A 25,477-nucleotide genomic window follows, 5' to 3' on the forward strand; every position below is an offset into this window, starting at 1 on the left:
CAATACATCTATACGCTCGGTTGTGCCTTCTCAACCGGACCATCGCTGTGATCCACCAGCAATGACAGAGCTCCATCACAGGTGACATTGCAGGCCGTGCCAAAGCTGTCCTGTGCCATGTAAAGGGCAATCATCAGCGCAAGTGCAGTTTCCCCAAATCCAAGCATCGACCCCAGCAAACCGACCGCCGACATCACTGCGCCGCCTGGCACACCCGGTGCGGCCAGCATCACCACACCCAGCGTCAGTACAAAGGGAATCATCAGGGAGAGCGGTGGAATATCAAGACCACTCTGCATGCTGATGACGGCTACGGCGCAACTGACGATTGTGATTGTCGAACCTGACAGATGCACGGTTGCAAACAGCGGCACGGTAAAATCGGCAACCTGTTCACGCACACCATTCCGCTTGCTGGACATCAATGACACCGGAATGGTGGCGGCACTGGACATGGTACCCAGCGCAGTAAAATAGGCTGGCAGCATATTGCGAATCAACCTGACCGGTGACTGACCCGTGCGCAACCCGGCAATTGAAAACAGTGTCACGATCCAGACCCAGTGCAGAATCACCGCCATCGCCAACACCACCCCGAAGGTTCGCAGGGTGACAAACACCGTGCCTGCGGCGGCCATCTCGGCAAACACACCTGCAATGTATACTGGCAGCAGTGGAATAATCGCCTTCTCGAGCAGCCACTGAATAATGTCCCGCCCCTGATCAGCCAGCTTTTGCAGGCCCTCAGCACGCGTTGCGCTGATGCCAAGCCCCATGATGAACGCCAGCATCAAGGCCGTCATTACATTAAACAGCGGCGGGATAGTCACCGTGACGTAGGGCTCCAGAACCACGGCGCCGTCCCCGTTCAGCACATCGGGCGCGGAGGTAAGACCAGGCACAATCAGCGCAGCAACAATAAAAGCGGCCGTACCTGCGATCAGCGTCGACAGATAGGCAAAGCCAAGCGAGCGTCCCAGCATCCGGCCGGAATTTCGCGGTAGCGCGGCAATGCCGCTGCTGATATAAAAAAGTATCAATAGCGGAATGGTAAAAAACAGCAGCTCACCAAACAGATCCTTGACCGTGACAAGAATGCGGGTCAGACCCTGCGGCGCCAGCAGCCCCAGCAATATACCCAGCACAATGCCGGCCAGCAGTTTAATGATGAGCTTCATACTATGGTTCCTGGAGTCGGTTTCTAGAATAGACCGGTCGATACTACCACGCGCTACGGCACCCGATAAGCCGTTCAACGCAATTGCCAGCGACTGCAATTGAGTCTGATCAAAGGGTGGATTATGATCAGTTCACAATAATGACAGGGGAACTTTCATGAAAGCACTATCAATGCCTCAGATGCTGCGCCACACGGCGCTGGCAACCGCCCTGCTGCTTGGTTCGGCGTGGGCCGCGGCACAGGACAGCAGCTCAATCAAGATGATCGACGCCGATAACTTTGGCATTAGCGATCAGGAAATTGCCGAGATTCGTGCGCAGATGCAGGCAGCCGTTGATGGCAACCATATCGCCGGCGCCCTCTTGCTGGTTGGCAATGACGACGGCGTAGGCATGCTGGAAACCGTCGGCACTCAGGGTCCGGGCGACGATACACCCATTGATGCTCAAACCATTTTCCGAATTTACTCGATGACCAAACCCATCATCAGTGTCGCCGCCATGTCCATGGTCGAAGACGGCCTGCTTAGCGTTGATGACCCGGTCAGCAAGTATTTTCCCGAATTCGCAGAAATGCAGGTCATCAACAATGAAACCGGCGAGCTGCGTCCGGCCGAAAACGTGATGACGGTTGAACACCTGCTGACTCATAAATCGGGACTGGTTCAGTCAATTTTCGCGGCCGGAACCCGGCTTGGAGAAATGTATGAAGAGGCACTTCCCGCTGATGGCAGCCTGAGCAACCGCGAGTTCGGTGCCACCATCGGTCAGTTGCCATTGCTGTTTGAGCCAGGCACCGCATGGCACTACGGGCACTCGACAGATACGCTGGGCGCCGTACTGGAAGTGGCTGCCGGTCAGCCTCTGGATCAGATCCTTAATGAGCGGATTTTTGAACCGCTGGGCATGGACGAAACGACATTCTTCGTGGACCCTGCAAAATCGGCTCGCATCGCCGAGCCCATCCATGGGGAAATGACGGACAATACCGTTGCTCGCGCCCATCTGTCTGGCGGCGGCGGACTGAACTCCACTACTGAGGACTATGTCCGTTTTGCGCAGATGCTGCTGAACGATGGTGAGTATCGCGGTGCACGCATACTGGAAGAAGAAACGCTCGAGTGGATGAAAGAAGAGCGCATCACGCCTGATGTATCCCGTGAATACTTCTTTTACGGCAATCGCGGTGGTTGGAGCATGGGCTTCCACCTGCAACCGAATGATCCGGCCAACCCTGATGCCGGCAGCAACTTTGGCTGGCGCGGTATAGGCGGCACACTGTTTGCGGTTGACCCCTACAACGACTACTTCATGATTTACATGGAGCAGAAACGTGGTGGCCCCCGTGGCGCACCGTTCGACAACAGCACTGCACAGCGCGTGGTACAGCAGGCCATTAGCAACTGATTCGTATCGAATCACTCAACAAAAAGGGGCTTAAGGGCCCCTTTTTTTATCTTTCATTTTCGCTAAAGCATTGGCCTGCATTACAACTTTTGGTCAATCCCACCACTCTCGGCTTTACTAAAAATCGTCTAAGAATCTGTTTTCCCTAACTTTATTTTTTTGGCCCCGATCTTGCTATCTCTATCATGCAGAGGCTGGCATCAAGCTGCTGATTCCGACCAGACGATGAAGCACCATCAGTCAATCGATACAGCAGAAACTTTTTTACCAGTCGTTAAACGTTTCCGGCAATAGCTACGTCTATCGCTAATGTTCAATAAAAATTCGAGAGATTGATGAAGATTTCCGATACAACCTCCCAGGATACGATCCTGGAGCCACGTCCGCGACGCACCAGACTGCTGTGGATCTCCTTTGGTGCTGCAGTATTGCTGATGACCGTCTGGATGACCGCACCAGCAATTCAGCGCTGGAGCCAGGCACAAGAATCTGTTTCCGAGTCCCGCCTGAGGCTGGCCACTGTCACCCGTGGCGACTTTGTACGGGATATCTCCGTGCAGGGCCGCGTCGTGGCAGCGGTCAGCCCCGTTTTATATGCGAGTGACATGGGCACTATCACCTTTGCCGTGGAATCTGGAGACAGTGTCAGAAGTGGTCAGGTCCTCGCCACCATCGATAGCCCTGAACTACAGAATCGCCTTCTGCAGGAAAAATCACGCCTGGCATCTCTGGAAGTTGAATATCAGCGACAGAATATCAGCACCCAGCAGCAACAGCTGGAGAACCAGAAAGCTCTGGATTCAGCAGGTATCACACTTAAAGCATCGCGCCGCGAACTTGCACGCGCGCAGCAGGCCTTTGACCAGGGCGCCTATACAGCGGTGGAACTCGACAGAGCCAGGGATGACCTTGAGACGGCAGAGGTTCTCCACCGTCACGCCGAGATGGATGCCGAACTGGACAATAATCGACTTGAGTTTGAACTGCAGACCCGCCAGCTGGACGTAGACCAGCAAAAACTGCTGGTGGAGGACGTTGAGCGCCAGGTCAACTCCTTAACCCTGATATCTCCGGTCGACGGCATTGTCGGCAACCTGCTGGTCGATCAGAAGACCAATGTCATTCGCAATCAACCGGTCATGAGTGTTGTAGATCTGTCTGCTTTCGAAATTGAGGTGCTGGTACCAGAGTCCTACGTGGACGACCTGGCAATCGGCATGGTAGCTGACGTGCGCAGTGGCAACCAGGTCAACAACGCCACCCTGGTAGCGATATCCCCCGAGATTATCGACAACCAGGTCACCGCCAGACTTCGCTTTGAACAGCCAGTTCCCGACGGCCTGCGACAGAACCAGCGTCTTTCCACACGTATCCTGCTTGAGCAGAAGCAGGACGTGTTGATGGTACCAAGAGGACAGTTTGTGGAAAGCGGCAACGGACGCGTTGCCTACGTAGTGCGCGATGGAATGGCGTACCGCACGCCAATCGTGATGGGCGCAACCAGCCTCAGCAGCATTGAAATACTCGACGGCCTGCAAGCGGGTGACACCATCGTGGTATCCAGCACCGATCTGTTTAATGGTGCGGATACAGTACTGATCAATAACTAAGGAGAACAAGACATGCTCAAAATGACCGGCATAAACAAGGTGTTCCGAACTGACACAGTCCAGACCCATGCCCTGCGCGATTTTTCGCTGCACGTCGAAGAGGGTGAGTTTGTCACGATCACCGGGCCTTCGGGCTGCGGCAAAACAACCTTCCTCAATCTGGCAGGCCTGCTTGAAACCTACACATCGGGACAGTACCTGCTGGACGGTGAAGATGTCTCCAGTCTCAGTGATGCGCAACGGGCAAGACTGCGCAATCAGAAAATAGGATTTATCTTCCAAAGCTTTAATCTGATGCCTGATCTGAATCTGTTCGACAATGTCGATGTTCCGCTGCGTTATCGCGGTGTCAGTGCAAAAGTCCGCAAGGAGCGCATCGAGAATGCCCTGGCAGCTGTCGGCCTGGCTAATCGCCAGCGCCACCTGCCGTCCCAGCTTTCCGGTGGTCAGCAGCAGCGAGTCGCCATCGCGCGAGCCCTGGTTGGCGAGCCGCGCTTCCTGTTGGCCGACGAGCCAACCGGCAACCTCGACTCCAATACCGCCGAAGGCGTCATGGAGTTGCTGGAGCAGATCAATCAGCAAGGCACCACCATAATCATGGTGACACATGACCCTTCACTGGCAGCAAGAAGCCATCGCAATGTTCATATTCTGGACGGTCAGATAAAAAGCGATGATCGCAACAGCAAAGCCCGCGCGGCCTGAACCGGGAGACTAGCCATGTTCATGTACTATGTCAGACTCGCCGCGCTCAGCTATCGCCGCAACCCGATCCTCAGCTCACTGATGGTGCTTGCGGTCGCGGTCGGCGTTGGCGCCTATATGGTGGTGTTCACACTGAACTACGTGCTGGGGGGCGACCCGATTCCGCACAAGAGTGACCAGCTCTACCACATCCAGTTCGACTACGGCGATCCTGACGTCGTCGATTTTGAGCCACCACCTCAGCTCACCTACCGTGATGCCGTTGAGATGCTGGAGCAAAGCAACGATTTGCGACGTACTGCCACGTCGAAATTTGTCGCCATCCTTGAACCGCCGGGCAATGATCTGCGGCCATTTTTTGTGAATGGCCGTGGTAGCTCGGCGGATTTTTTTGCGATGTTCGACGTCCCATTTCAATATGGTAATGCCTGGGATCGCGCCTCGGATGACGGCCAGCGCCAGGTAGTTGTCTTGAGCCAGGAACTTAACGAGAGACTTTTTGGCGGTGCCGACTCGGTGGGTGAAACCATCAACATGGACGGCCTGGTCTTTACCGTTATTGGCGTGCTGGACTACTGGACACCCACACCCAAGTTCTACGATGTCAATAACGGTCCCATCGACATTGGCGAAGAAGCCTACATCCCCTGGTCATTGATCGCCGGTCAGCAATTGCGTCGCTCAGGCAACACCAACTGCTGGGCAGCGCCGGAGAACTCAAGCTTCGAAGCCTTCCTGAATGCCGAGTGTGCCTGGGTTCAGTTCTGGGTGGAGCTGCCGGACCAGCAGACTTTCGACCGCTACCAGAACCTGGTCAATAATTATGTTGCCCAGCAGCGTGAGTTCGGCCGTATGCAGTTCCCGGTAGACAAGCGGCTTTACGACGTCAACGAGTGGATGGTCTATAACGAAGTGCAGCCAGATGAAACACGGATACTTTCAGCACTTGCAGCGATGTTGCTGGCGGTGTGTCTGCTGAACACAGTCGGGCTGTTGCTCTCCAAGTTTCTCGGCAAATCTGGTGAAATCGGTGTCCGTCAGGCTCTGGGAGCCGGCAAGGGATCGCTGTTCATACAGCATACTATTGAAGCAGGCTTTATTGGCGCCCTGGGTGGCGTGCTGGGCCTGGGCGTGGCTGCCATCGGCCTGGAAGGCATCAAGATATTGTTGGGGCCGGAAGCGCCCACGCAATGGATCACGATCAATTTTACGGTAATCGCCGTGACCATCCTGCTGGCCATTGTCAGTACGATTATCGCCGGGCTGTATCCGATCTGGCGTGCATGCAATATCAACCCCGCCATTCATCTGAAGACGCAATAGGAGACAAACATGGAACTGGGACCTATTACCCGCGCACTGCTGCGCAACAAGCTGGGTGTCATCCTGATTGCGCTGCAGATAGCCTTTACGATGACAGTCATCGTCAATGCGGTTTACATCATCAGTGACCGCGCTGCCAATATGGCGCGCCCCAGCGGTCTGGACGAAGCCAACACCTTTCATATCAGCAGTATCGGTTACGGCAACAGCTTTAATGAAAGTGTCGTCGTCGATGAAGACCTGAATATGATCCGGCAACTGCCCGGCGTGATCGATGCTATGGTCACCAATCAGATTCCGGTCAGCGGCAGCGGCTCTTCAAGCGGTTACAGCCTGGAGCCGGGCCGACGCGATATGCTGGTACCCGCCGCCATCTACCGTGTGGATGATCACTTTCTGGAGGCCATGGATCTCAGCCTGGTTGCAGGTGTCCCATTCACACCGCAACAGATTGTGCGACGCACACCCACGGACGAGCGTCAGCCTACTGAGACAATTCTGTCTCAGGCAATGGCCGAGTCCTTGTATCCTGATGACTGGCGGCAGGCGCTCAACCAGAATATCTACGGACCTGATGGTTCGGCACTGCGCGTGGTCGGCATCGTTGATCGATTACAGGCACCGTGGCCAACATTCACCTACGTTGAAAATTCAATGCTGACGCCCGAAATCACACTTGATAACAGCACCACCTATCTGGTTCGCACCGAACCAGGCTACCGGGATGAACTGATGGTAGAGGTCGAAGAGCGTCTCGCGGCCGCGCCACATCAGCGAATATTGCGCAACAACCAGTCGCTGGAGTACACCCGGACCGAGAGCTATCGCATTGACTCCCTGATGACCACGATTCTGAAAGTTGTTATCGGCACATTGATGTTCATTACCGCGATGGGAATCGTTGGACTGGCAGTATTCAGTATCAATCGACGTCGCAAACAGATCGGGACACGTCGGGCACTGGGCGCGACGCGCTTCAGTATTCTGCGTTATTTCATGACCGAGAACCTGATCATCAGCGCGGCAGGCGTGACGCTTGGCGCCATCATGACTGTCGGGTTCAACATGTTTCTTGTGCAGACCTTTAACATGCCGCGTATCGACTGGTTCTATGCACCGATAGGTATGCTGGCGCTGCTGTTGCTGGGGCAACTGGCGGTTATCGGACCGGCGCGGAGCGCCGCTGGCATAACACCGGCACTGGCAACCCGGTCGGTTTAAGGGCACACTGTGAGAAACTCACAGTGAGGGTCTGCTATGAAAATGCCATTGCCAATGACATCGAAACTGGCGCTGCTGGGCACCCTGCCGTTTGTGCTGTGCGCCATTTTTCTTGCGCTGGACATCCTCAGCCTGCCATTTCTGGGGAGCGTGCCGGGACTGTTGAGCAGTTATACATTGGTAATCGCAGTGTTTATGTGTGGCGTCCACTGGGGGCAGTATCTCCAGCAGCCCAGTGGACAATTCACCAACCTGTTCATTATCAGCAACATCCTTACCGTGATGCTGTGGGTCGCCTGGCTGATCCTGCCCGTCGACATTTTCCTGATGCTCGCACTGCTGGTGTTTATCGGGCTGTTGTATATCGATACACGACTCAGGCTGCGTGCGGTCATCAGTAAGACCTATTTCCGCACGCGCCTGATTGTCACTTCCGTGGTTGCCGTGTTCCTGCTGCTGTCCATCTACGTCATATAGTGGCTTAGCTGTGAATATCGGTGCCGTGGGTTTCCGTCAGCAGCCACACCGATCCCAGCGTCAACGCACCAGCCAAAGCAATGTAGACAGAGACAAAAAACACGCCATACTCTGTCCATAGCAGGACTGCAATCGTGGGTGCCAACGCGCCGCCGACGATGGCACCAATCTGGTAACCCAGCGACGCTCCCGAGTAACGCACATGCGTTGAGAACAGTTCGGTAAAAAACGCTGCCTGCGGTCCATACTGCATCCCCATGAAGACAAGGCCGCCAGTGATAGCCAGCAGAATCATGGCAAAGTTACCGGTATCTATGAGAGGGAACAGCGCAAAGCCCCACAACCCGGTCAACAGTGCACCGAGCATGAATATTCGACGCCGGCCATGACGATCAGAATAACCGGCCGCCCAGAACTGGAATGGCACCTGAATGGCTGAGCCAATCAGTACCGCCGCCAGCAGGGTGTTGCGCGACAGCCCCACGCCATCAGGACTGCTGCCATAGGCCACAACAAACGCAATAAGAATATAAAAAGTGACCTGGATAGACAGGAAGGCACCCGCCGCCAGACAGATGCGCCCAGGGTAAAGTCGCAGGGCCTCTAGCACGGGCGAACGAACGGGCCCGGGCGGACTGTCGGCAATCACCTCCGCCAGTGCTTCCTCGGGTGACTGCAGCGGCTCACCGCTGGTCAGGCTGGACTTCTGGCTTGCCCGTTGCTGCTTCAGTCGAGCCAGCTCTTTGAACGCCGGTGTATCCTCAAGATGCAGCTGGACATACATGGAGATGCCTATCAAGACAATGCTGGCCAGGAACGGCACCCGCCAGCCCCAGCTCATGAAGGCCTCTTCAGACACAGAATAGCTGATACTCAGGAAAGCCAGATTCGCCAGAATGACCCCGATCGGCGCACCAGCCTGGGCATAGGCTCCATACCAGCCACGTTTATTTGCCGGTGCTGACTCGGTAACGAGCAACATGGCACCTCCCCACTGACCGCCGATGGCCAGGCCCTGTACAAAGCGCAGGATGATCAACGTCAATGGCGCCAGCGCGCCAGCCGTTTCGTAGCTCGGCAGCAGGCCAATCAGTGTCGTCGCCACGCCCATCATCATCAGCGCAATCACCAGAACCCGCTTACGACCGATGCGGTCGCCAAAGTGACCAAAAATGATTCCGCCGAGTGGCCTGGCAATAAAGCCTATGGCAAAGGTGCTGAAGGAGGCAATCAGTGCCACCGTGGGTGGCATATCAGAGGGGAAAAACAGTACTGGAAAAACAATGGCCGCTGCGGACGCGTACAAAAAGAAGTCATACCATTCGATGGATGTACCCGCCAGCGAGGTCAGAGCGACTTTGCGCATACTGGCTTTGGTATCGTGCTCGTTCATGCTTACCTCATTTACTGTTATTGTTATGGGCTGTTGCAGCGAGCAGGAAGGCCAGTGATGACCGCACTGACAGCCACCACTTCAAGCATCATTCTACGTTCAGCATTATTCTTCGCGCTGATAGTGTCCCATCAGCATACCGGTGCCCAGAATATGACCTTCTATCGCCGCAAGCAAGTCAGCCTTGTTGAGGCCCTCGGGCAGATTCAGAGCGGTATCCAGCGCATAGATACGGAAGTGATAGGCGTGCAGCTTGCCGTCCACCGGCGGACGCGGGCCAAAGTATCCAGTCTGGCGTATGCCGTTGATACCGTTGATCATACCGGCCAGGGCGGGAACCGTAGTAACCTGCGCGTCACGCGGCAGCCCTTCAGGAATTTCACCAGCCGCAGCGGGAATGTTATAGGCAACCCAGTGGACAAATGGCTGGGGCGTCGGTGCAATCGGATCGTCCATTACCAGGGCCAGCTGCTCAGTACCTTCCGGGAGATCAGCCCAGGTAATCTGTGGCACCAGATTGTCGCCATAGGCGGTATAGGCCAGCGGTATGGTGCCATGGTGATCGAATGCACTGCTGCCCACAGTGATCGTGTCTTCCATCTCGGCCATCGCTGACATCTGATGGTCCTGCGCGGCAGACACATGACTGAGTGTCAGGGCAAAAAGAGCGGATGCCAATATCGCTGGTGCGCGCCATTGAAGCAAAGTGTGTTTTAACATGATCGGGTCTCCTTAATGAGTGACGCAATCAGCATAGTGCAGCGCTGCCAGCGACTCAACTTGGTTCAGCCGAGTTGCGACCAAAGGGGAGCTTGCCGCGCCGAACATTGCATGACAGACTTCTGCCATGACAAACCCGCCTGATCGTAATCAATCTCCCCTACTACAAGCTCTTCGGTTTGTACGCCCATACTCACGCCAGATTCTGCTCGCTCTGCTGGCACTCATCTTCACGGCAGCCATTACACTGGGCCTGGTGCAGTATGTTCGCATCATCGTTGATGCAGGTTTTGTCGCAGGCTCCAGTCAATCACTGGGCACGGCAATAACCGGGTTTGTTGTGGTCGCCCTGCTGCAGGCATTCGGCACCTTTGCTCGCTTTTACTGGGTGTCCTGGCTGGGTGAGCGGGTGACGGCAGATATTCGCCAGGCAGTGTTCGGTCACCTGCTGTCTTTGCATCCGGGTTATTTTGAGGATAACCGCAGTGGCGAAATACAGTCGCGGATTACGACAGATACCACTTTGCTGCAGACCGTCATAGGTTCCTCTGCCTCCATCGCCTTGCGCAATCTTTTGCTGCTGATCGGTGGTGTCATCTTTCTGTTCATTACGAACCCACGTCTGACTTCAGTAGTGTTGTTGTGCATACCTCTGGTAATCGGTCCTATTGTCCTGTTCGGTCGACGCGTCAGAAAGCTATCACGTCACACGCAGGACGAGATCGCCAGCGTTGGGGCATACGTTGGTGAAAGCATTCAGCAGATAAAAACCGTTCAGGCCTACAACCACCAGGCCACTGACAGACGTCACTTTGCTGAATACGTCGAACGGGCATTTGATGTCGCACTGGCACAGGTTAAAGCCCGCTCCATCATGATTGCTCTGGTCATGACCCTGGTGTTTGCGGCGCTGGCGGCGATGATCTGGGTTGGTGGCCGGGACGTGATCAGCGGACGCATGACAGCAGGTGAACTGACCGCCTTTGTTGTTTACGCAGTCATGGTGGCCTCTGCCGTGGGCGCGATCAGCCAGGTAATTGGCGACCTGCAGAGAGCTGCGGGCGCAACCGAGCGACTGATGGAGCTGCTGAACGCCGAGTCGCTGATTACCACGCCAGACCCGGTGGTACCGCTGCCCGCAGAGATCGCCGGCCAGCTGGCCATCAACAGACTGAAATTTACTTACACGACACGGCCTGGACAGCCAGCTATCGACGGGTTGGATCTGAGCGTCCCGGCGGGCTCCAGCCTTGCACTGGTCGGACCCTCCGGCGCCGGCAAATCGACACTCCTCGACCTGGTTTTGCGCTTTTACGACCCTGACAGTGGTGAAATTCTGCTCGACGGCATCAATATCCGTCATGTTGACCCACTTGATCTTCGCCAGCATATCGCTCTGGTAAGCCAGCAACCGGCGATGTTTACCGGCACTGTGATGGAAAACATCCGTTATGGACGTCCTGATGCCAGTGATGCCGAGGTTCACGCGGCAGCCGAGGCGGCCTATGCCAGCGAGTTTATCGAACGGCTGCCAGACACCTGGCACAGCTATCTGGGAGAGGCGGGTATTCGGCTGTCCGGCGGTCAAAAGCAGCGCCTGGCCATCGCCCGCGCCATCCTGAAAAACCCCCGCATCCTCTTGCTGGACGAGGCTACTAGTGCATTGGATGCCGAAAGCGAGTCAAACGTCCAAATGGCTATTGAGAAGTTGATGCCCGGGCGCACCACCATCATCATCGCTCACCGTCTGGCGACGGTCAGGAATGTCGACCGCATTGCGGTCATGGATAAAGGACAACTAGTGGCACTTGGCAGTCACGATGAACTGATGGCAACTAACGCGCTGTACGCTCGCCTTGCCAATTTACAATTCTCAACAAATTGACGTAGGCCTGCGGGTCTGTAAGACTGCACCCATCAATAAACCTGTAAACCTGAGCACCTATGACCTGGTGGATATTGCCTTCATTATTGGGCACGGTGATCTGTCTGTACGTGACCCGTCAAACCAGCATGTTCATGCGGCCTCCCGCCGGACAGTACATGGCCGCCATGGGTGGCATGGTAGCCTGGTGGTGCGCAGGTCAATGGGCAAGTCTATTGTGGCAGAACCTGGATTACCGCTATTTCATCGCACAGCTGCAATATGTCGCCATTGCATCAGTGCCAGTGCTCTGGTTTTCCGCGTCGCTGTGTTACGCCGGCTATGACCGGATCGTCAGGCGCTGGGCCCCTCTGATCTGGATACCACCCGCTGTCACCATTTTGTTGGCGTTCACCAACAGCTATCACGGTCAGCTCTGGGCTGATTTTCAGCCGCGAACCGACTCGGTAGGCCTGGATATCACCTACGGCCCCTGGTTCAAAGTTTACGTCGCCTACAGTTACAGCGCGGTCACCATAGGTACGGTGATTCTGGCCAACCGAATTGGTTTTCTGCCGGGTCACCGGCGGCAGTTTTTTTACGTGATCTCAGCGCCTCTGATGGTCCTCACACTTAACCTGCCCTTCATTTTCGGAGTGCAGCTGCTACCCATAGATCCGACGCCTCTGGGGTTCGCCCTTGCCAGCCTGATTCTGATGTCAGCGCTAAAGCACAAAGTGTTCTCTGTCCTGCCAATCGCCAGGCGGCACATCCTCGACAAACTCGAAGATGGTGTCATTACCATTGATGATCAGGGGCTTATCGCCGATGCTAATGCCGCAGCAAAATCCTTGCTCGGCGCTGAGGCTATCGTGTTTGGCAAACCTCTGTCAGATGCCCTGCCGAAGGGTGCATTAGCAACGGGAACGGATCACAGCGAGACCCGACTGACAGACGGTCGATGGCTTGATATACGTATGAGCCCAGTCCAGAGTCTGGACGGACCGGCCAAAGGTCAGATCGTGCTGTTGCGAGACATCACTCGGGATAAACACTTGCAACACACGGTTGAACAAACACAACATACCCTGGAATCGCTAAACAGCCGATTGCAGGCACAGGCCCACACGGATGATCTGACGCAGCTGTCCAACCGGCGTCATTTATACCAGCGGATGCAGGAAGAGTGGTCACGGAGCGAGCGAAGAAGCCAGCCGGTTTCTCTGATACTGCTGGACTTTGACCACTTTAAAAAACTTAATGATTCCTACGGGCACCAAACCGGCGATCAAGTGCTGGCTCAGGCAGCTACGCTGATAAGACAATCCATTCGCCCAGAAGACTTAGCATCGCGCCACGGCGGTGAAGAACTTGCTGTTCTATTGCCGGATACCGCACTGGAGGATGCCGTGGAAGCAGCTCAGCGCATTCAGCAGACAATCAGTGATCACAAATACAGTTCTACCGACGGCCAGGAATTCTCTCTCACAATCAGCGCCGGGGTCGCTTGCCGTGAGCCTGAAGATGGCTCCGTCGACGCTCTGGTGGCGCGTGCTGACAGCGCTCTGTACCACAGCAAACGGACCGGTCGAAATGCAGTCAGTGTAGCAGGACACAATGATGTACAGCGCCTGGGAGCTGACCACAAACAGATCAGCGCATAAGTTCGTAGATGCTCATATTGACCGCACTGGCAAGATTTAGTGAGTCAATGGCACCACTGCCCGGAATCGAATAAACGGTCGCACCTGTCATTGAAATCAAATCCGATGGCAGCCCTCGTGCCTCATTTCCAAATACCAGGCAACGGCTGTGTCGGAACGCTGCCGACTTCAGCGACTCGCCCTGCATGCCGAGACAGGCGATATCCGCGTGGCGCAGCTGCAGCTGCCCGGGCGTAATGTCACATTCAACAGGCACATGGAAGATTGCCCCCATGCTGGCACGAACCACCTTGCTATTGAATGGATCAACACTGCCCGGACTTAGCAGACAACGAAAACCACCGAACCACGCCAGTGTGCGCAGTATGGTGCCCAAATTGCCGGGATCCTGTATTTCATGAAAGTAGACTGAGCGTTCCGCTTTTTCCGCTGCCCCACTGCAAGACTGAATCGCGGCTATTGGCACACAGGCTATGATTCCCTGCGGTGAGCGCGTATCTGACAATTTGCTCATGAGTGCATCGCTGACCACACGTTTTCGAAGACGTCCTGGCCAGCCTTCAAAACGCTCTGTTACCAGCAATTCACTCGCCTGCAGGGCAACATTGAACGCAGAAGCTTTCTCCAGCTCCTGAACCAGATGCTCACCCTCCGCAAGAAAATATCCCGCCTGCTGACGGTACTTTTTCTGGTGCAGCTTCCTGATCAGGTCTGTCGTCAATTCACCCATTAGCACTCAGCCTTTGTGTCCCTGTGTCATCGCCAACGCGACTGCTTCAGCAACCTTGATACCATCCACACCAGCCGACAGAATACCACCAGCATAACCGGCACCCTCTCCCGCCGGATACAGGCCTCGCGTGTTCAGACTCTGCAGACTCTGCTTGTCGCGTGTCAGCCGGACCGGAGATGACGTTCTTGATTCAATACCCGTCAGCACAGCGTCGTCCCGATCGAAACCACGAATCTGTCGCCCAAACACTGGCAAGGCCTCGCGAATTGCATCAATCGCATACTCAGGAAGGGCACTGTCCAGCGAGCCTAATCTAATGCCAGGCTTGTAAGAAGGGATCACGTCACCCAATTTTTCGGATGATTTCCTGCGAATAAAATCTCCTACCAGTTGCGCCGGCGCACTGTAGTCTTCGCCACCCAGGTGATAGGCCTGAGTTTCCAGAGCCTCCTGTAAGGCAAGCCCTGCCAGCGGGCCACCCGGGAAATCCTGCTCCGGACTGATGCCAACAACAATACCGGCATTGGCATTGCGCTCATTGCGTGAGTACTGGCTCATGCCGTTAGTCACAACACGACCGGTCTCTGAGGTCGCGGCCACCACAGTGCCACCCGGACACATGCAGAAACTGTAAACAGACCGTCCATTTTTTGCGTGATGAACCAGCTTGTAATCCGCCGCACCCAGTGCCGGGTGCCCCGCGTATTTGCCCAGCCTGGCCTTGTCGATCAGGGACTGCGGGTGCTCAATGCGGAAGCCTATCGCAAACGGCTTGGCTTCCATGAATACACCACGCGCGTGCAACTGACGGAAAGTGTCCCTCGAGCTGTGACCAAGCGCCAGCACAACATGCCTGGACATGATCTGTTCGCCCGACTCCAGGACCACGCCTTCCATACCGTCGTCGCCTGTCAGAAAGTCCACTACCCGGCTTTCAAAGCGTATCTCGCCGCCCAATGACTCAATCTGTTTACGCATGGCTGCCACGACTCCGGTCAAACGGAATGTGCCGATATGCGGCTTGCTGACGTACAGTATCTCCTCAGGTGCGCCGGCCTGCACAAACTCCTGCATGACTTTGCGACCATAGAATTTTGGGTCTTTGATCTGACTGTACAGCTTGCCATCAGAGAACAGACCGGCACCGCCCTCACCAAACTGGACGTTGGACTCAGGCGTCAGTTGTCGCTTGCGCCAAAGCGCCCAGGTGTCCTGTGTGCGCTGACGAACATTGCGGCCACGCTCCAGCACGATGGGCCGAAAGCCCATCTGCGCCAGAATCAGTGCCGCAAACAGGCCGCAGGGGCCAAAACCAACGATGACGGGGCGATCGGTCAAATTCGCAGGCGCGCTGGCAACCTGATAGTAGTTCGTGTCCGGTGCTGGCCTGATATGCGTGTGATTGACTGCAGCAGCCAATACAGCGGCCTCATCTCGCACTTCAACGTCGACAATATAGACAAAGGTAATTTCACTGTTCTTTTTGCGCGCGTCGTAACTGCGCTTGAACACAACGATATTGAGGAGATCCTCCTGAGGGATGCCAAGTCGTTGCGCGATGGCGGCTGGCAGGGCCTCGGGGGCATGGTCGAGCGGCAAAGCAAGTTCAGTCAAGCGAATCATGATCAGTCCTGGCCGGCGACACCGGCAGAGGTTTATAGACGGATATGCTATGCTCTGACCCGTCAAAAGTCACTCTTCGAACGTAAATTATGGCCCGATCCAAAAGCAGTGGCCGTTGGCTCAATGAGCATGTCAACGACCCATACGTCAAACAGGCCCAGCGCGACGGTTATCGCTCGCGAGCCAGCTACAAGCTGATAGAGCTGATCGACAAAGACAGGCTTATCAAGCCTGGCATGCTGGTGCTGGACCTTGGCTCAGCGCCAGGCGGCTGGTCACAGGTGGTCGCACCAATGGTCGAACCCAAAGGCCGCGTGATAGCCTCCGATATCCTGCCCATGGACTCCATCGCTGATGTTGATTTTATTCAGGGTGACTTCACTGAACAGGAAGTGTTCGATCAGATCATGGCCAGCCTGGGCGGGCAGCAGGCCGATCTGGTGATGTCGGATATGGCACCAAACATCAGTGGTGTGAATGCGGCTGATCAGGCAGCTTCGATGTACCTGGTGGAACTGGCACTGGATATGGCCCGTGAAGTGCTGAAACCTGGGGGTGATTTTGTCGCCAAGGTATTTCACGGCGAAGGTTACGACGACTACGTCAAGGATGTACGCAGCAGTTTCAACAAAGTTGTAATCCGCAAGCCAGATGCCTCCCGCGCTCGTTCACGGGAGGTGTATCTGGTGGCTAAAGGCTTTAACGGCGCTTAATAGCCCACTGCAGCGCTGTCACCCTGACGCGAATCTGCTGAACCGTGCACAATGCCTGTCTCCCAGTCGTGATAGACACCCATTGCAGAACCCTGGCTGCCTCGCACGCGGACAGTGTGGCCTTTGGCTTCGTAGAGGCGGATGGTATCCGGTGAGAACATCAGCTCTTCCATGCTGGTGACATCGGGCAGCCACTGGTGATGAATGCGGCCAGCTTCAACAGCCTGCGCCACGTTCATGTCGTGATCGATCATGTTCAGGATCACCTGCAGCGTCGTATTGATGATCGTGCGGCCACCCGGGCTGCCGATGGCCAGCACGGGACGCCCGCCTTGTGCGACGATGGTAGGAGACATGCTGGACAGCATGCGCTTTTCAGGCGCCAGCAGATTGGGCGGCGTACCGATCTGCCCGTCTCTGGTGGTGACACCTGGCACTGGATTGAAGTCGCCCATTTCATTGTTGAGCAGATAACCACCACCCTCAGCCACAATTCGTGAGCCGTAGCTCTGCTCCAGCGTGTAGGTCAGCGAGACCATATTGCCTTCGGCGTCCACAACAGAAAAGTGGGTCGTGTCTTCGCTCACATAAACCTGGGAGAAGCGACTCTCATCGCTGATTGAGGCACGATCCATATCAATGCTGGCACGCAGGCTGTCAGCGTAGTCTTTACTGATGAGACGGTCTACCGGCATATCAGGATTGAAGTCCGGATCACCGAGAAATTCGGCACGACTGGCGTAGGAGCGACGCATGGCTTCGGTCAGCACATGCAGATACTGCGCCGAGTTATGCCCCATCTCGGCAAGGTCGAAGCCCTCAAGAATATTCAGCATCTGGATGATACCAACACCACCGGAGCTGGGTGGCGGCATACTAATCACATCATAACCACGATAGCTGCCGCGCACCGGTTCGCGCTCAATAGCCTCATAACGCGCCAGATCTTCCTCAGTAATCAGACCACCATTGGCCTGCATGAAGCTGGCCAGCATGCGGGCGTTCTCACCGCGATAGAAGCCATCGTGTCCCTCATCACGGATGCGCTCCAGCGTGCGCGCCAGATCTGGCTGCACCCAGGTGTCACCCAGCTGATAATGTGAGCCATCTGCCTTGCGGAAGACGGCGGCAGAGGAAGGGTACAGGTCCCAATTGGCCTGATTGCGGTTAAAACCATCGTACAAAGCGTATGTGACGGGAATGCCATCTCGCGCCAGCCGTATCGCCGGCTCTACCAGCGCCGCCCATGGCAGATTACCCTGCTTCTCATGTGCCAGCACAAGTCCAGCAACGGTGCCCGGCACACCAACCGACAGGAAGCCGCGGTGCTGCATGTTGGTACTTTGTCCGTCGGCGCCCACGTACATTCGCTCAGTAGAGGCCAGCGGTGCTTTCTCGCGGAAATCGAAGGTCGTTGCGTGCCCATCAGCTCCGTGGTAGACCATAAAGCCACCACCACCAATATTGCCCGCTGTCGGCCAGGTAACGGCCAGTGCGAATGCCGTCGCAACGGCAGCATCAACGGCATTGCCGCCCTGCTGAAGAATATCAACGCCTACTTCTGACGCCAGGCGAGACGCGCTGGTCACGATGCCATTCTCGACGCGAAGCGGGGTACGACCTCCTTCGGCGAACAATGTGACCGGCAATAGGACAACCAGCGCAATGACAAATGCGCGGGCTAAAAGACTCTTTTGCATAACAACCTCGTCAGTTGAAGGTTAGCCCCCTAACCTGACAAGGTTATACTATTTTCCGTCCGCTTCCGCCAGCAGACTGGCAACATACAGCTCGCGCAAACGTGCAGCAATTTCGCCCGGTCTGCCATCGCCGATAGCAGTGCCATCCACGTGAGTCACTGGCAACACAAGGGTCGTGGCGCTGCTCAGGAAAGCCTCATCCGCATGAAGAGCTTCCTCGACAGAGAAGGGACGCTGTTCCAGCGCCATGCCGTGCTGATTGATCAGCTCGAGAATAACCCGGCGACGGATACCCGGCAGAATGCTGTTGGACAATGCGCGCGTGATGATACAGCCATCCTTGACGATAAACGCCGACGACGAAGCGCCTTCGGTAATGCGCCCGTCTTCAACCATCCAGGCTTCAAAGGCGCCCGCACTCGCTGCCTGTTGCTTGGCCATACACTGCGCCAGCAGGTTCAGCGATTTGATGTCACGACGCTTCCAGCGCAAGTCTGGCACTGTCACGACCTTGACGCCTTTGGCCGCCAGCGGATTATCCAGTAGCGCGCGCCTGGCCGTGTAAGCCATCAGGGAGGTTGGCGTGTCGGCCGGGTAGGCAAAATCACGCTCGGCCACGCCGCGGGTGACCTGAACATAAACACTGCCTTCAACCAGCTCATTATGCGCGATCAGTGTCCGCAGCATCTCAAGATAGGCCTCTGGCTCGCAGGGCCAGGCCATGTCAATTTCATTGAGGCTGCGGTTCAGCCGCTCTACCGAGTAGTCTTCGTCGACCAGTTTGCCACGAATGACCGGGATCACCTCGTAGACTCCGTCACCGAACAGAAAACCGCGGTCAAACACAGAAACTCTGGCCTGCGACTGCGGCAGATATTCGCCGTTCAGAAATACGATGCGCTCCTGACTGCTCATGGTCCAACTCCCTGATTAATTGCTGCCGACTATTACGGCTGTTGTTCTGATTCGATCCAGGCTTCGACACGTTCAGCCAGCAAGGGCAATGGCAGTGAGCCCGCTGTCAGCACGGCGTCATGGAAGCCACCCCAGCTAAAATCGTCTCCCAGCTCCTGCCGGGCCAATTCGCGAAGCTCCAGAATGGTCATCATACCGATCTTGTAGGACACCGCCTGGCCTGGCCATACGATGTAACGCTCCACTTCGGGCGTGATATCACCTTCGGTCATCGGAGTATTGGCCATCATGTAATCAATCGCTTCCTGGCGGGTCCAGCGCAGATGATGAATGCCGGTATCTACGACCAGTCGCGCAGCACGGAAAATCTCGTAGCTCAGGCGCCCGAAATCCTTGTAGGGATCCGTGAAGAATCCCATGTCCTTGCCAAGCTGCTCGGCATACAGCCCCCAACCTTCAACATAGGCAGAGTAAAACGTCAGACGCTGCAGCATGGGCAGCTCCTCCAGCTCCTGCGCCAATGCCAGCTGGAAGTGGTGACCTGGGGCGCCTTCATGGTAGGCCAGCGATTCCATAAGGTAGGTCGGGTTGTCATTCATATTGGACAGGTTGACGTAATAGTAACCTGGTCGCGAGCCATCCAGCGCCGGCTGATTATAAAATGCACCCGTCGCTGTTGCTTCACGGAAAGGCTCAACTGCGCGCACTTCAAGCGCTGCTTCTGGCAGCGTGTCAAAGTACTGCGGCGCCACTTCCATGACCTGTTCGATCATTGCGGTTGAATCATCCAGATACTGCTGTCGCCCCTCCGGCGTATTGGGCAGATAGAACTGCGGATCAGTACGCAGGTATTCAAAGAATTCCGCCAGCGTGCCGTCAAATCCGACCTCTGTCATGATCGTGCGCATTTGGTCCTGGATACGTGCGACTTCAGCCAGACCAATATCGTGAATCTGCTGGGCACTCAAGTCATCACGCGTGGTAAACAGGTTCAGCTGGCTGGCATAAAATGCTTCGCCATTGGGCAGCTTCCATACGCCGTCGCGACCATCGGACTGCGACTCCATGTCACGCAGCGATGCCATATAACGCTCCACAGCGGGTGCAAATACCTCAGTCATGGCGCTACTGGCGGCTGTCTTGAGCTCTTCCGCACGCTCTTCAGTTACATCCAGCGCATCTACTTTTGCATTGAAGTCTGCCAGCAGTGCACTAGGCTCCTCAGCGTTGCCAAACTCTGCACCAGTTACCATTGCCTGCGCAGAACTCAGCAGCCTTGGATAAGCAAAGGATGGCAGCAGGACGCCCTCTGCGGCACGCCGCTCCGCTTCTTCAATCACGCTGTTGATGACAGTATCCAGGCCCTGCAGCCGCGACACGTAGGCATCGGCATGCGCTTCACTGCTGACACGGTGGTTATTGATCAGAAACGTGACCAGACTCGACAGCACATCCTGCATTGGAGAAAACGCATACTGACTGTCTCGCACCTGAAACTGCCGATCGTCCATCTGCCATTCAAACTCCATAAACCGGTAGGTCAACTGCTCCTGTGGCGTCAGCGCTTCAAGCGAGAAATTCTCACGCATCTCAGCCAGGTAGCGCTGTGTGCGCTGGTGCGCATCAATGGCACCCTGATCTGAAAAATCGTCCCACTGTCCGTAGGCTTCAAGGTCATCGTCGATCATGCCGATCTGCGTTTTGAACAGCGGTGAGGCTTCCAGCTCCTGCTGGAAGACATCCTCCAGAAAAGTCTCAAACTCCTGGCTTGCGGGACTACCTGTTGCACCCGTGCGCATATCACTGGCGGCGTCGGCCACCTGTTCGCTGATTTCGACAGCCGGTGCATTCGATTCTGGTTCTGAGGGTCCGCAGGCGACCAACACCATTGCCAGGCCAGCCAGTAGAAAAAACTGCGCCAGAGGCTTGCGTATACCTGTCAGTGACAGACTCGCGCGTGACGACGGCAATCGGGCAAAGGAAGTGAAAGTAAATCGTGAAAACAGATGTTTGATTAGTTGCATCATGATGGACGCTCCAGGCGGAAAGTTGGGAGCAAAAGACACAGGCGGGTGGAGCATAAACTGCAAGGCATCAACATTGGGAGGGTCACTGGCACATCAAAAAACAGCCTCAACCCGATCAAAAAAGGGAGCCGAAGCTCCCTTTCCGTGACGCCTGGTTCCAATGGAACCAACTCTTGATTCGCAAACTACGTGTCATCCGCTTACCACATATTATCGGATGGCTGATGATCCGTTGTCCACTGAGTCAAGAGTGGAGTGTTATCAACCCAGCAGGACGTTACTTCCTGCCAATTTAATACCACCAACATCCATTGAAACCGTAGCCATATCACTAGACATTGGATCACCTCCTCTTCTTTCTCAGTTGAACATGGACTCAGAGTAAAACCCGATGCCAAAAGCTGTCAACCTTTAATTCAGCTAATTTTCGCTTTCAGCAAACCGATGCCCAGGCCTGCCATAATTAACGAAACGATCGGGTTGAGATAATTAAGAAACGCATAAGGCAGGTAGTCCAGCACCGGCACTCCCAGCGTCGCCGCATAAAAAGCGCCCGCCGTCGTCCAGGGAATGAGACCGGTGCTCATTGTCGCCCCCTCTTCGACTGTGCGCGACACCATCACACGATCCAGCCCCAGGGCTTCGTATGCCTTGCGGAACAACTGGCAGTTCAGAATGATGCTGATATAGGCTTCACCCATGGCCATATTCGAGGCGACCCCGGACACCAGAGTTCCGGCGATCAGTGCAAGCCTGCTGCGCAGACGGGCGATGACACCTTTAAGCAGCTCCGGCAGGATTCCTGATTGAAACAGCAGCCCCCCCAGCGCCAGCGCCATAATGGATAGCAGCAGTGTCCAGCTCATGCTCAACAGCCCGCCGCGGCCCAGCAACTCATCAAGCATGATAATACCGGTCTGCCCCGGTGAATTGCTCCACAGACTGTTGAGGACAGTCGCAGGATCGCCACCTTGATAAATCATCGCCACTGCGACGGCGGTGACGATACTTGCACACATGCATACTTCGGCGGCGTAGCGTCGCAGGCTGAGACCCAGCATGACTATCAGGGGCAGCAGCGTTGGTATCAGGCCAAGCGAATACTGGGACGACAGTCCCTGCTGAATTTCGACAATGCTGGCCTGTGGCAGGTCCTCACCGGCATAACGCATTCCCAGCCACAGAAACACCAGAAAACTGATTACAAAGGCCGGTACCGTGGTGTACAACATGGCACCTATATGGCGAAACAGCGTTGTCTCGGCACTCATCGCCGCCAGATTGGTGGTATCGGAAACTGGCGACATCTTGTCGCCAAAGGTCGCTCCACAAACCACCATGCCGGCTACCAGAGGCAGGGGAATGGACAAAGCCGAGCCAATACCGATCAACACCACGCCCAGCGTGCCTGCCGTCCCCCACGAGGTCCCGGTTGCAACTGACATCAGACTGCACAACACCAGGCCAGCCGCCAGAAACCAGGAGGGCTGCAATAGATTGAGACCATGAAAGATCAACGCAGCAACCGTGCCACTGTGCATCAGCGCAGCAATCAGAAAACCAATCAGCATGAAGATATAAAGGGCGGGCAATGCACGCACAATGCCTGCATTCATCATCTCGCGAATGGCCTGATAGTCATAACCCAGTAGGCGCACATGAACGGCTGTCCACATCAGACACAGGAACATCAGACTATGCAGGCTGATCGAAAAGGCAAACAGACCAACAGCGATGATTATCAGTATGCCGCCAAAGCATACCAGGCTCTGCCCAAAGCCAGGGCTATGTAACGGCGAGCGTTCCTGAGAGTCTGGCGTCGGCATTTGGCTCAGTCTGCCAGCATGTCATCAACTGCCCGGAAGAAGGCGTCACGATGACGGGCAAACATGGCGCCGGTGGCCTGGGGCCAGGCTCCCTGTATCACGATGGCGAGATCCTGTTCAGGGTTAAGATAGATCGCCTGACCGAAAATGCCGCTGGCACGGAACGTATCGTCGCCATTCAGCCACCAAAGATAGCCGTAGTTGTCGCTGCCGGGCGAAGGACTTGTGGAATCCTCTATCCAGTTCGCAGGTACCACTCGGGTCCCATCATGAAGCTGGCCATCATTCAGGACTAACAGTGCCAACCGACCCCAGTCGCGCAGGACCGGGGCAATACAGCAACCGCCTAGCTCGCCACCATAAGGGCCATGACTGATCCAGGTCGCGTCTGCCTCCATACCCCAGGGTTGCCAGATTTTGTTGGTGAGATAAGCGGAAAGGTTATTGCCAATGGCGGCGCGTACGATGGCACCCGCCAGATTGGTCTCACCCGTGTTGTAGTTGAAGCGCTCACCTGGCGGCGCAATACGCGGTTTGCTGCCCATGAACTTCATCAGTTCCAGCATGTCCCCAGGCGAGGTCGCTACATCCGACTGCGGGTCGGCATAGTCTTCGTTCCAGTCGGTACCCGACGCCATCTGCAGCACATGCTTGACTGTCACACCCTCATACGATGTGCCCTGCAACTGAGGCAGATAATCGGTGACCGGATCATCAACACTGTTGATATAACCATCCTGTATGGCGGCCCCGGTCAGCAATGACACCACCGACTTGGTCATCGAGAACGACACCCAGCGAGTCTCCTCATCATTGCCAAGTCCGTAGCGCTCCAATGCTATTTCGCCATCCTTTAATATCAACACACCACCCACATGGTTCATCACCATGTAATCCTCAAGTGAGTACTCGCTACCCTCCACCTGATAGCGAAGCATGGAGAAATCGCGCGGATCACGAGGCAGCTCCAGTACCTCGTCGCCTTTGTAGATATGGCGAACCGGGCTAAGCCGATGAGTATTTCTAAAGCCAGCAATCTGCTCATCACCCTGCCAGAACAGGATACTGCCGCCAGTCGGCAGATTGGCATCGTCATCAGCGGGGTCAACAAAGCGAGGCTGCTGTGCAAGAGCGGTGGTGGCAAGACTCAGGCAACTGATACACAATGACAGGCCAAGGGCGAGGCGCGGGACGTTTATAGTTCTCATTGGCAGGTCTCCAGCATGCGGGGTGATCGTCGAATTCTGCAGATTATCCCAGTAATGCGAACCATGCCAGCGTCTGTAATCCTGACGTCACTATCGTTGGCATACAATCGCGTCCGTTGATCATTTGGCAGTCGCACGTGACAAATCTGCTATTGGTCCGGTCCCGTTGCTCATTGATTGTCAGGAAACCGTAATGAACCCAATGCCAGAAGCCGTATCCACATTGAATAGACGACCTCAACACAAGCGCCAGCAGCGTTCCACCATTGATCCGGTAGGACTCTCCGCGCCAGAAATGGCACATGAGGGAGCGCTGCTGGCACAATTTCTCAGAGACAATTCACCGGTCACCATCCTGACAGGGGCCGGCATCAGTACCGCCTCTGGCATCCCGGATTACCGTGACGAACACGGCAACTGGAAACGCAAACAACCGGTTCAGCACCAGGAGTTCATGCAAAGCCTGGACGTTCGGCGCCGCTACTGGGCACGCAGCCTGGTCGGCTGGCCGGTCATGCAGAACGCCGCACCCAATGGCGCACACCTGTTCATTCAGACGCTGGAGCAGCAGAGCATGGTGCACCAGGTAATCACCCAGAATGTAGACCGCCTGCATCAGAAGGCGGGCAGCGCGCGGACCATCGATCTGCATGGCCGGGCTGATGAGGTGATATGCATGTCATGTGGCGAGCGGCATAACCGTCATGACTGGCATCAGGTATGCGCCTCACTCAACCCGCACTTCGGAAACCTGCAGGCAGATGTTGCCCCGGATGGCGACGCCGATCTGGAAATGGATTTCTCCGGTTTCAATGTACCGGACTGTCAGCAATGTGAAGGTATCATGAAGCCCGACGTAGTATTTTTTGGTGATAATGTGCCGCGCCCCAGAGTTGACGAGTGCTTTAAGGCCATCGATGAGAGCCGGGCCCTGCTGGTGATCGGCTCATCCCTGATGGTGTATTCCGGTTTCCGATTCGCCAGGCATGCCAGTTTGACAAACAAGCCTTTGGCTATCCTGACCCGCGGTCGCACACGCGCCGACGAGCTGGCCACGCTGAAACTTGATGCCGATATCAGCATGACATTGCAGCGTGCATCTGCTGAGCTGACGGACTGAGTCTGATGCGGCCGCCAGCCTGCCCGGTAACTGGCAGCAACTGGCGGCC

20 protein-coding genes are annotated in these 25,477 nt (G+C 55.7%); 10 read left to right on the forward strand and 10 right to left on the reverse strand.

Annotated features, from left to right (window positions below; all coding sequences use genetic code 11):
* Positions 1 to 8: 8 nt before the first annotated feature.
* The gene (locus LVD14_RS01490; protein ID WP_237132256.1) at positions 9 to 1,178 is read right to left on the reverse strand and encodes a dicarboxylate/amino acid:cation symporter; all 1,170 of its coding nucleotides are present in this window, start codon (positions 1,176 to 1,178) and stop codon (positions 9 to 11) included.
* A 157-nt stretch (positions 1,179 to 1,335) separates the two neighbouring features.
* On the opposite strand from LVD14_RS01490, the gene LVD14_RS01495 reads away from it, so the two are divergent.
* The 6 genes from LVD14_RS01495 to LVD14_RS01520 all read left to right on the forward strand — a co-directional run bounded on the left by LVD14_RS01495 (position 1,336) and on the right by LVD14_RS01520 (position 7,922).
* Positions 1,336 to 2,586 carry a serine hydrolase domain-containing protein gene (locus LVD14_RS01495; RefSeq protein ID WP_237132257.1) on the forward strand — a complete coding sequence of 417 codons (1,251 nt, stop codon included), beginning with the start codon at positions 1,336 to 1,338 and terminating at the stop codon, positions 2,584 to 2,586.
* Between the two features lie 335 nt (positions 2,587 to 2,921).
* On the forward strand, positions 2,922 to 4,196 hold the full coding sequence (locus LVD14_RS01500) for an efflux RND transporter periplasmic adaptor subunit (protein ID WP_237132258.1): 1,275 nt from the start codon (positions 2,922 to 2,924) through the stop codon (positions 4,194 to 4,196).
* Between the two features lie 12 nt (positions 4,197 to 4,208).
* The gene (locus tag LVD14_RS01505) at positions 4,209 to 4,901 is read left to right on the forward strand and encodes an ABC transporter ATP-binding protein (protein WP_317622167.1); all 693 of its coding nucleotides are present in this window, start codon (positions 4,209 to 4,211) and stop codon (positions 4,899 to 4,901) included.
* A gap of 15 nt (positions 4,902 to 4,916) precedes the next feature.
* The gene (locus LVD14_RS01510; protein ID WP_237132259.1) at positions 4,917 to 6,224 is read left to right on the forward strand and encodes an ABC transporter permease; all 1,308 of its coding nucleotides are present in this window, start codon (positions 4,917 to 4,919) and stop codon (positions 6,222 to 6,224) included.
* Positions 6,225 to 6,233: 9 nt separating this feature from the next.
* Positions 6,234 to 7,445 (forward strand): ABC transporter permease, encoded by a 1,212-nt coding sequence (locus LVD14_RS01515; protein ID WP_237132260.1) that lies wholly within the window; start codon positions 6,234 to 6,236, stop codon positions 7,443 to 7,445.
* A gap of 36 nt (positions 7,446 to 7,481) precedes the next feature.
* On the forward strand, positions 7,482 to 7,922 hold the full coding sequence (locus tag LVD14_RS01520; protein ID WP_237132261.1) for a DUF3429 domain-containing protein: 441 nt from the start codon (positions 7,482 to 7,484) through the stop codon (positions 7,920 to 7,922).
* A gap of 4 nt (positions 7,923 to 7,926) precedes the next feature.
* Here LVD14_RS01520 and LVD14_RS01525 read toward each other — a convergent pair whose 3' ends face one another.
* Together LVD14_RS01525 and LVD14_RS01530 are read right to left on the reverse strand one after the other, a co-directional pair.
* Positions 7,927 to 9,315 carry an MFS transporter gene (locus LVD14_RS01525; RefSeq protein ID WP_237132262.1) on the reverse strand — a complete coding sequence of 463 codons (1,389 nt, stop codon included), beginning with the start codon at positions 9,313 to 9,315 and terminating at the stop codon, positions 7,927 to 7,929.
* A 105-nt stretch (positions 9,316 to 9,420) separates the two neighbouring features.
* Entirely contained in the window at positions 9,421 to 10,035 is a 615-nt protein-coding gene (locus tag LVD14_RS01530; RefSeq protein WP_237132263.1) for a YbhB/YbcL family Raf kinase inhibitor-like protein, read from the reverse strand.
* 127 nt (positions 10,036 to 10,162) lie between these two features.
* Here LVD14_RS01530 and LVD14_RS01535 point away from each other — a divergent pair, with 127 nt between their 5' ends.
* A complete protein-coding gene (locus tag LVD14_RS01535) occupies positions 10,163 to 11,920 on the forward strand; it encodes an ABC transporter transmembrane domain-containing protein (protein WP_237132264.1) in 1,758 nt (585 codons plus the stop codon).
* A gap of 59 nt (positions 11,921 to 11,979) precedes the next feature.
* Positions 11,980 to 13,563 (forward strand): diguanylate cyclase, encoded by a 1,584-nt coding sequence (locus LVD14_RS01540; protein ID WP_237132265.1) that lies wholly within the window; start codon positions 11,980 to 11,982, stop codon positions 13,561 to 13,563.
* Here the strand turns inward: LVD14_RS01540 and LVD14_RS01545 are convergent.
* Positions 13,553 to 14,284: a TrmH family RNA methyltransferase gene (locus tag LVD14_RS01545; protein ID WP_237133388.1), complete on the reverse strand. Its 732-nt coding sequence runs from the start codon at positions 14,282 to 14,284 to the stop codon at positions 13,553 to 13,555. The two genes, LVD14_RS01540 and LVD14_RS01545, sit on opposite strands and share 11 nt — an antisense overlap.
* 15 nt (positions 14,285 to 14,299) lie before the next feature.
* Complete coding sequence (locus tag LVD14_RS01550; RefSeq protein ID WP_237132266.1) at positions 14,300 to 15,919, reverse strand: NAD(P)/FAD-dependent oxidoreductase; 1,620 nt, start codon at positions 15,917 to 15,919, stop codon at positions 14,300 to 14,302.
* An 89-nt stretch (positions 15,920 to 16,008) separates the two neighbouring features.
* Between LVD14_RS01550 and rlmE the strand changes: the two genes are divergently transcribed.
* On the forward strand, positions 16,009 to 16,632 hold the full coding sequence (rlmE, locus tag LVD14_RS01555; protein WP_237132267.1) for a 23S rRNA (uridine(2552)-2'-O)-methyltransferase RlmE: 624 nt from the start codon (positions 16,009 to 16,011) through the stop codon (positions 16,630 to 16,632).
* On the opposite strand, the gene ggt is transcribed toward rlmE, so the two are convergent.
* From ggt to LVD14_RS01580, 5 genes are all read right to left on the reverse strand, one after another.
* Positions 16,629 to 18,332, reverse strand: coding sequence for a gamma-glutamyltransferase (ggt, locus tag LVD14_RS01560; protein ID WP_237132268.1), 1,704 nt, complete (start codon positions 18,330 to 18,332; stop codon positions 16,629 to 16,631). The genes rlmE and ggt overlap by 4 nt on opposite strands.
* Positions 18,333 to 18,380: 48 nt before the next feature.
* Entirely contained in the window at positions 18,381 to 19,247 is an 867-nt protein-coding gene (locus LVD14_RS01565; protein WP_237132269.1) for a D-amino acid aminotransferase, read from the reverse strand.
* A 32-nt stretch (positions 19,248 to 19,279) separates the two neighbouring features.
* The gene (locus tag LVD14_RS01570; RefSeq protein ID WP_237132270.1) at positions 19,280 to 21,274 is read right to left on the reverse strand and encodes a DUF885 domain-containing protein; all 1,995 of its coding nucleotides are present in this window, start codon (positions 21,272 to 21,274) and stop codon (positions 19,280 to 19,282) included.
* Positions 21,275 to 21,690: 416 nt separating this feature from the next.
* A complete protein-coding gene (gene nhaC, locus LVD14_RS01575) occupies positions 21,691 to 23,100 on the reverse strand; it encodes a Na+/H+ antiporter NhaC (protein ID WP_237132271.1) in 1,410 nt (469 codons plus the stop codon).
* 5 nt (positions 23,101 to 23,105) lie between these two features.
* Positions 23,106 to 24,308, reverse strand: coding sequence for a serine hydrolase domain-containing protein (locus LVD14_RS01580; RefSeq protein WP_237132272.1), 1,203 nt, complete (start codon positions 24,306 to 24,308; stop codon positions 23,106 to 23,108).
* Between the two features lie 193 nt (positions 24,309 to 24,501).
* Between LVD14_RS01580 and LVD14_RS01585 the strand changes: the two genes are divergently transcribed.
* Entirely contained in the window at positions 24,502 to 25,428 is a 927-nt protein-coding gene (locus LVD14_RS01585) for an NAD-dependent protein deacetylase (protein ID WP_317622669.1), read from the forward strand.
* Positions 25,429 to 25,477: the final 49 nt, after the last annotated feature.

It is taken from the genome of Pseudohongiella sp. O18, assembly GCF_021729085.1.
Classification (GTDB): Bacteria; Pseudomonadota; Gammaproteobacteria; order Pseudomonadales; family Pseudohongiellaceae; genus Pseudohongiella.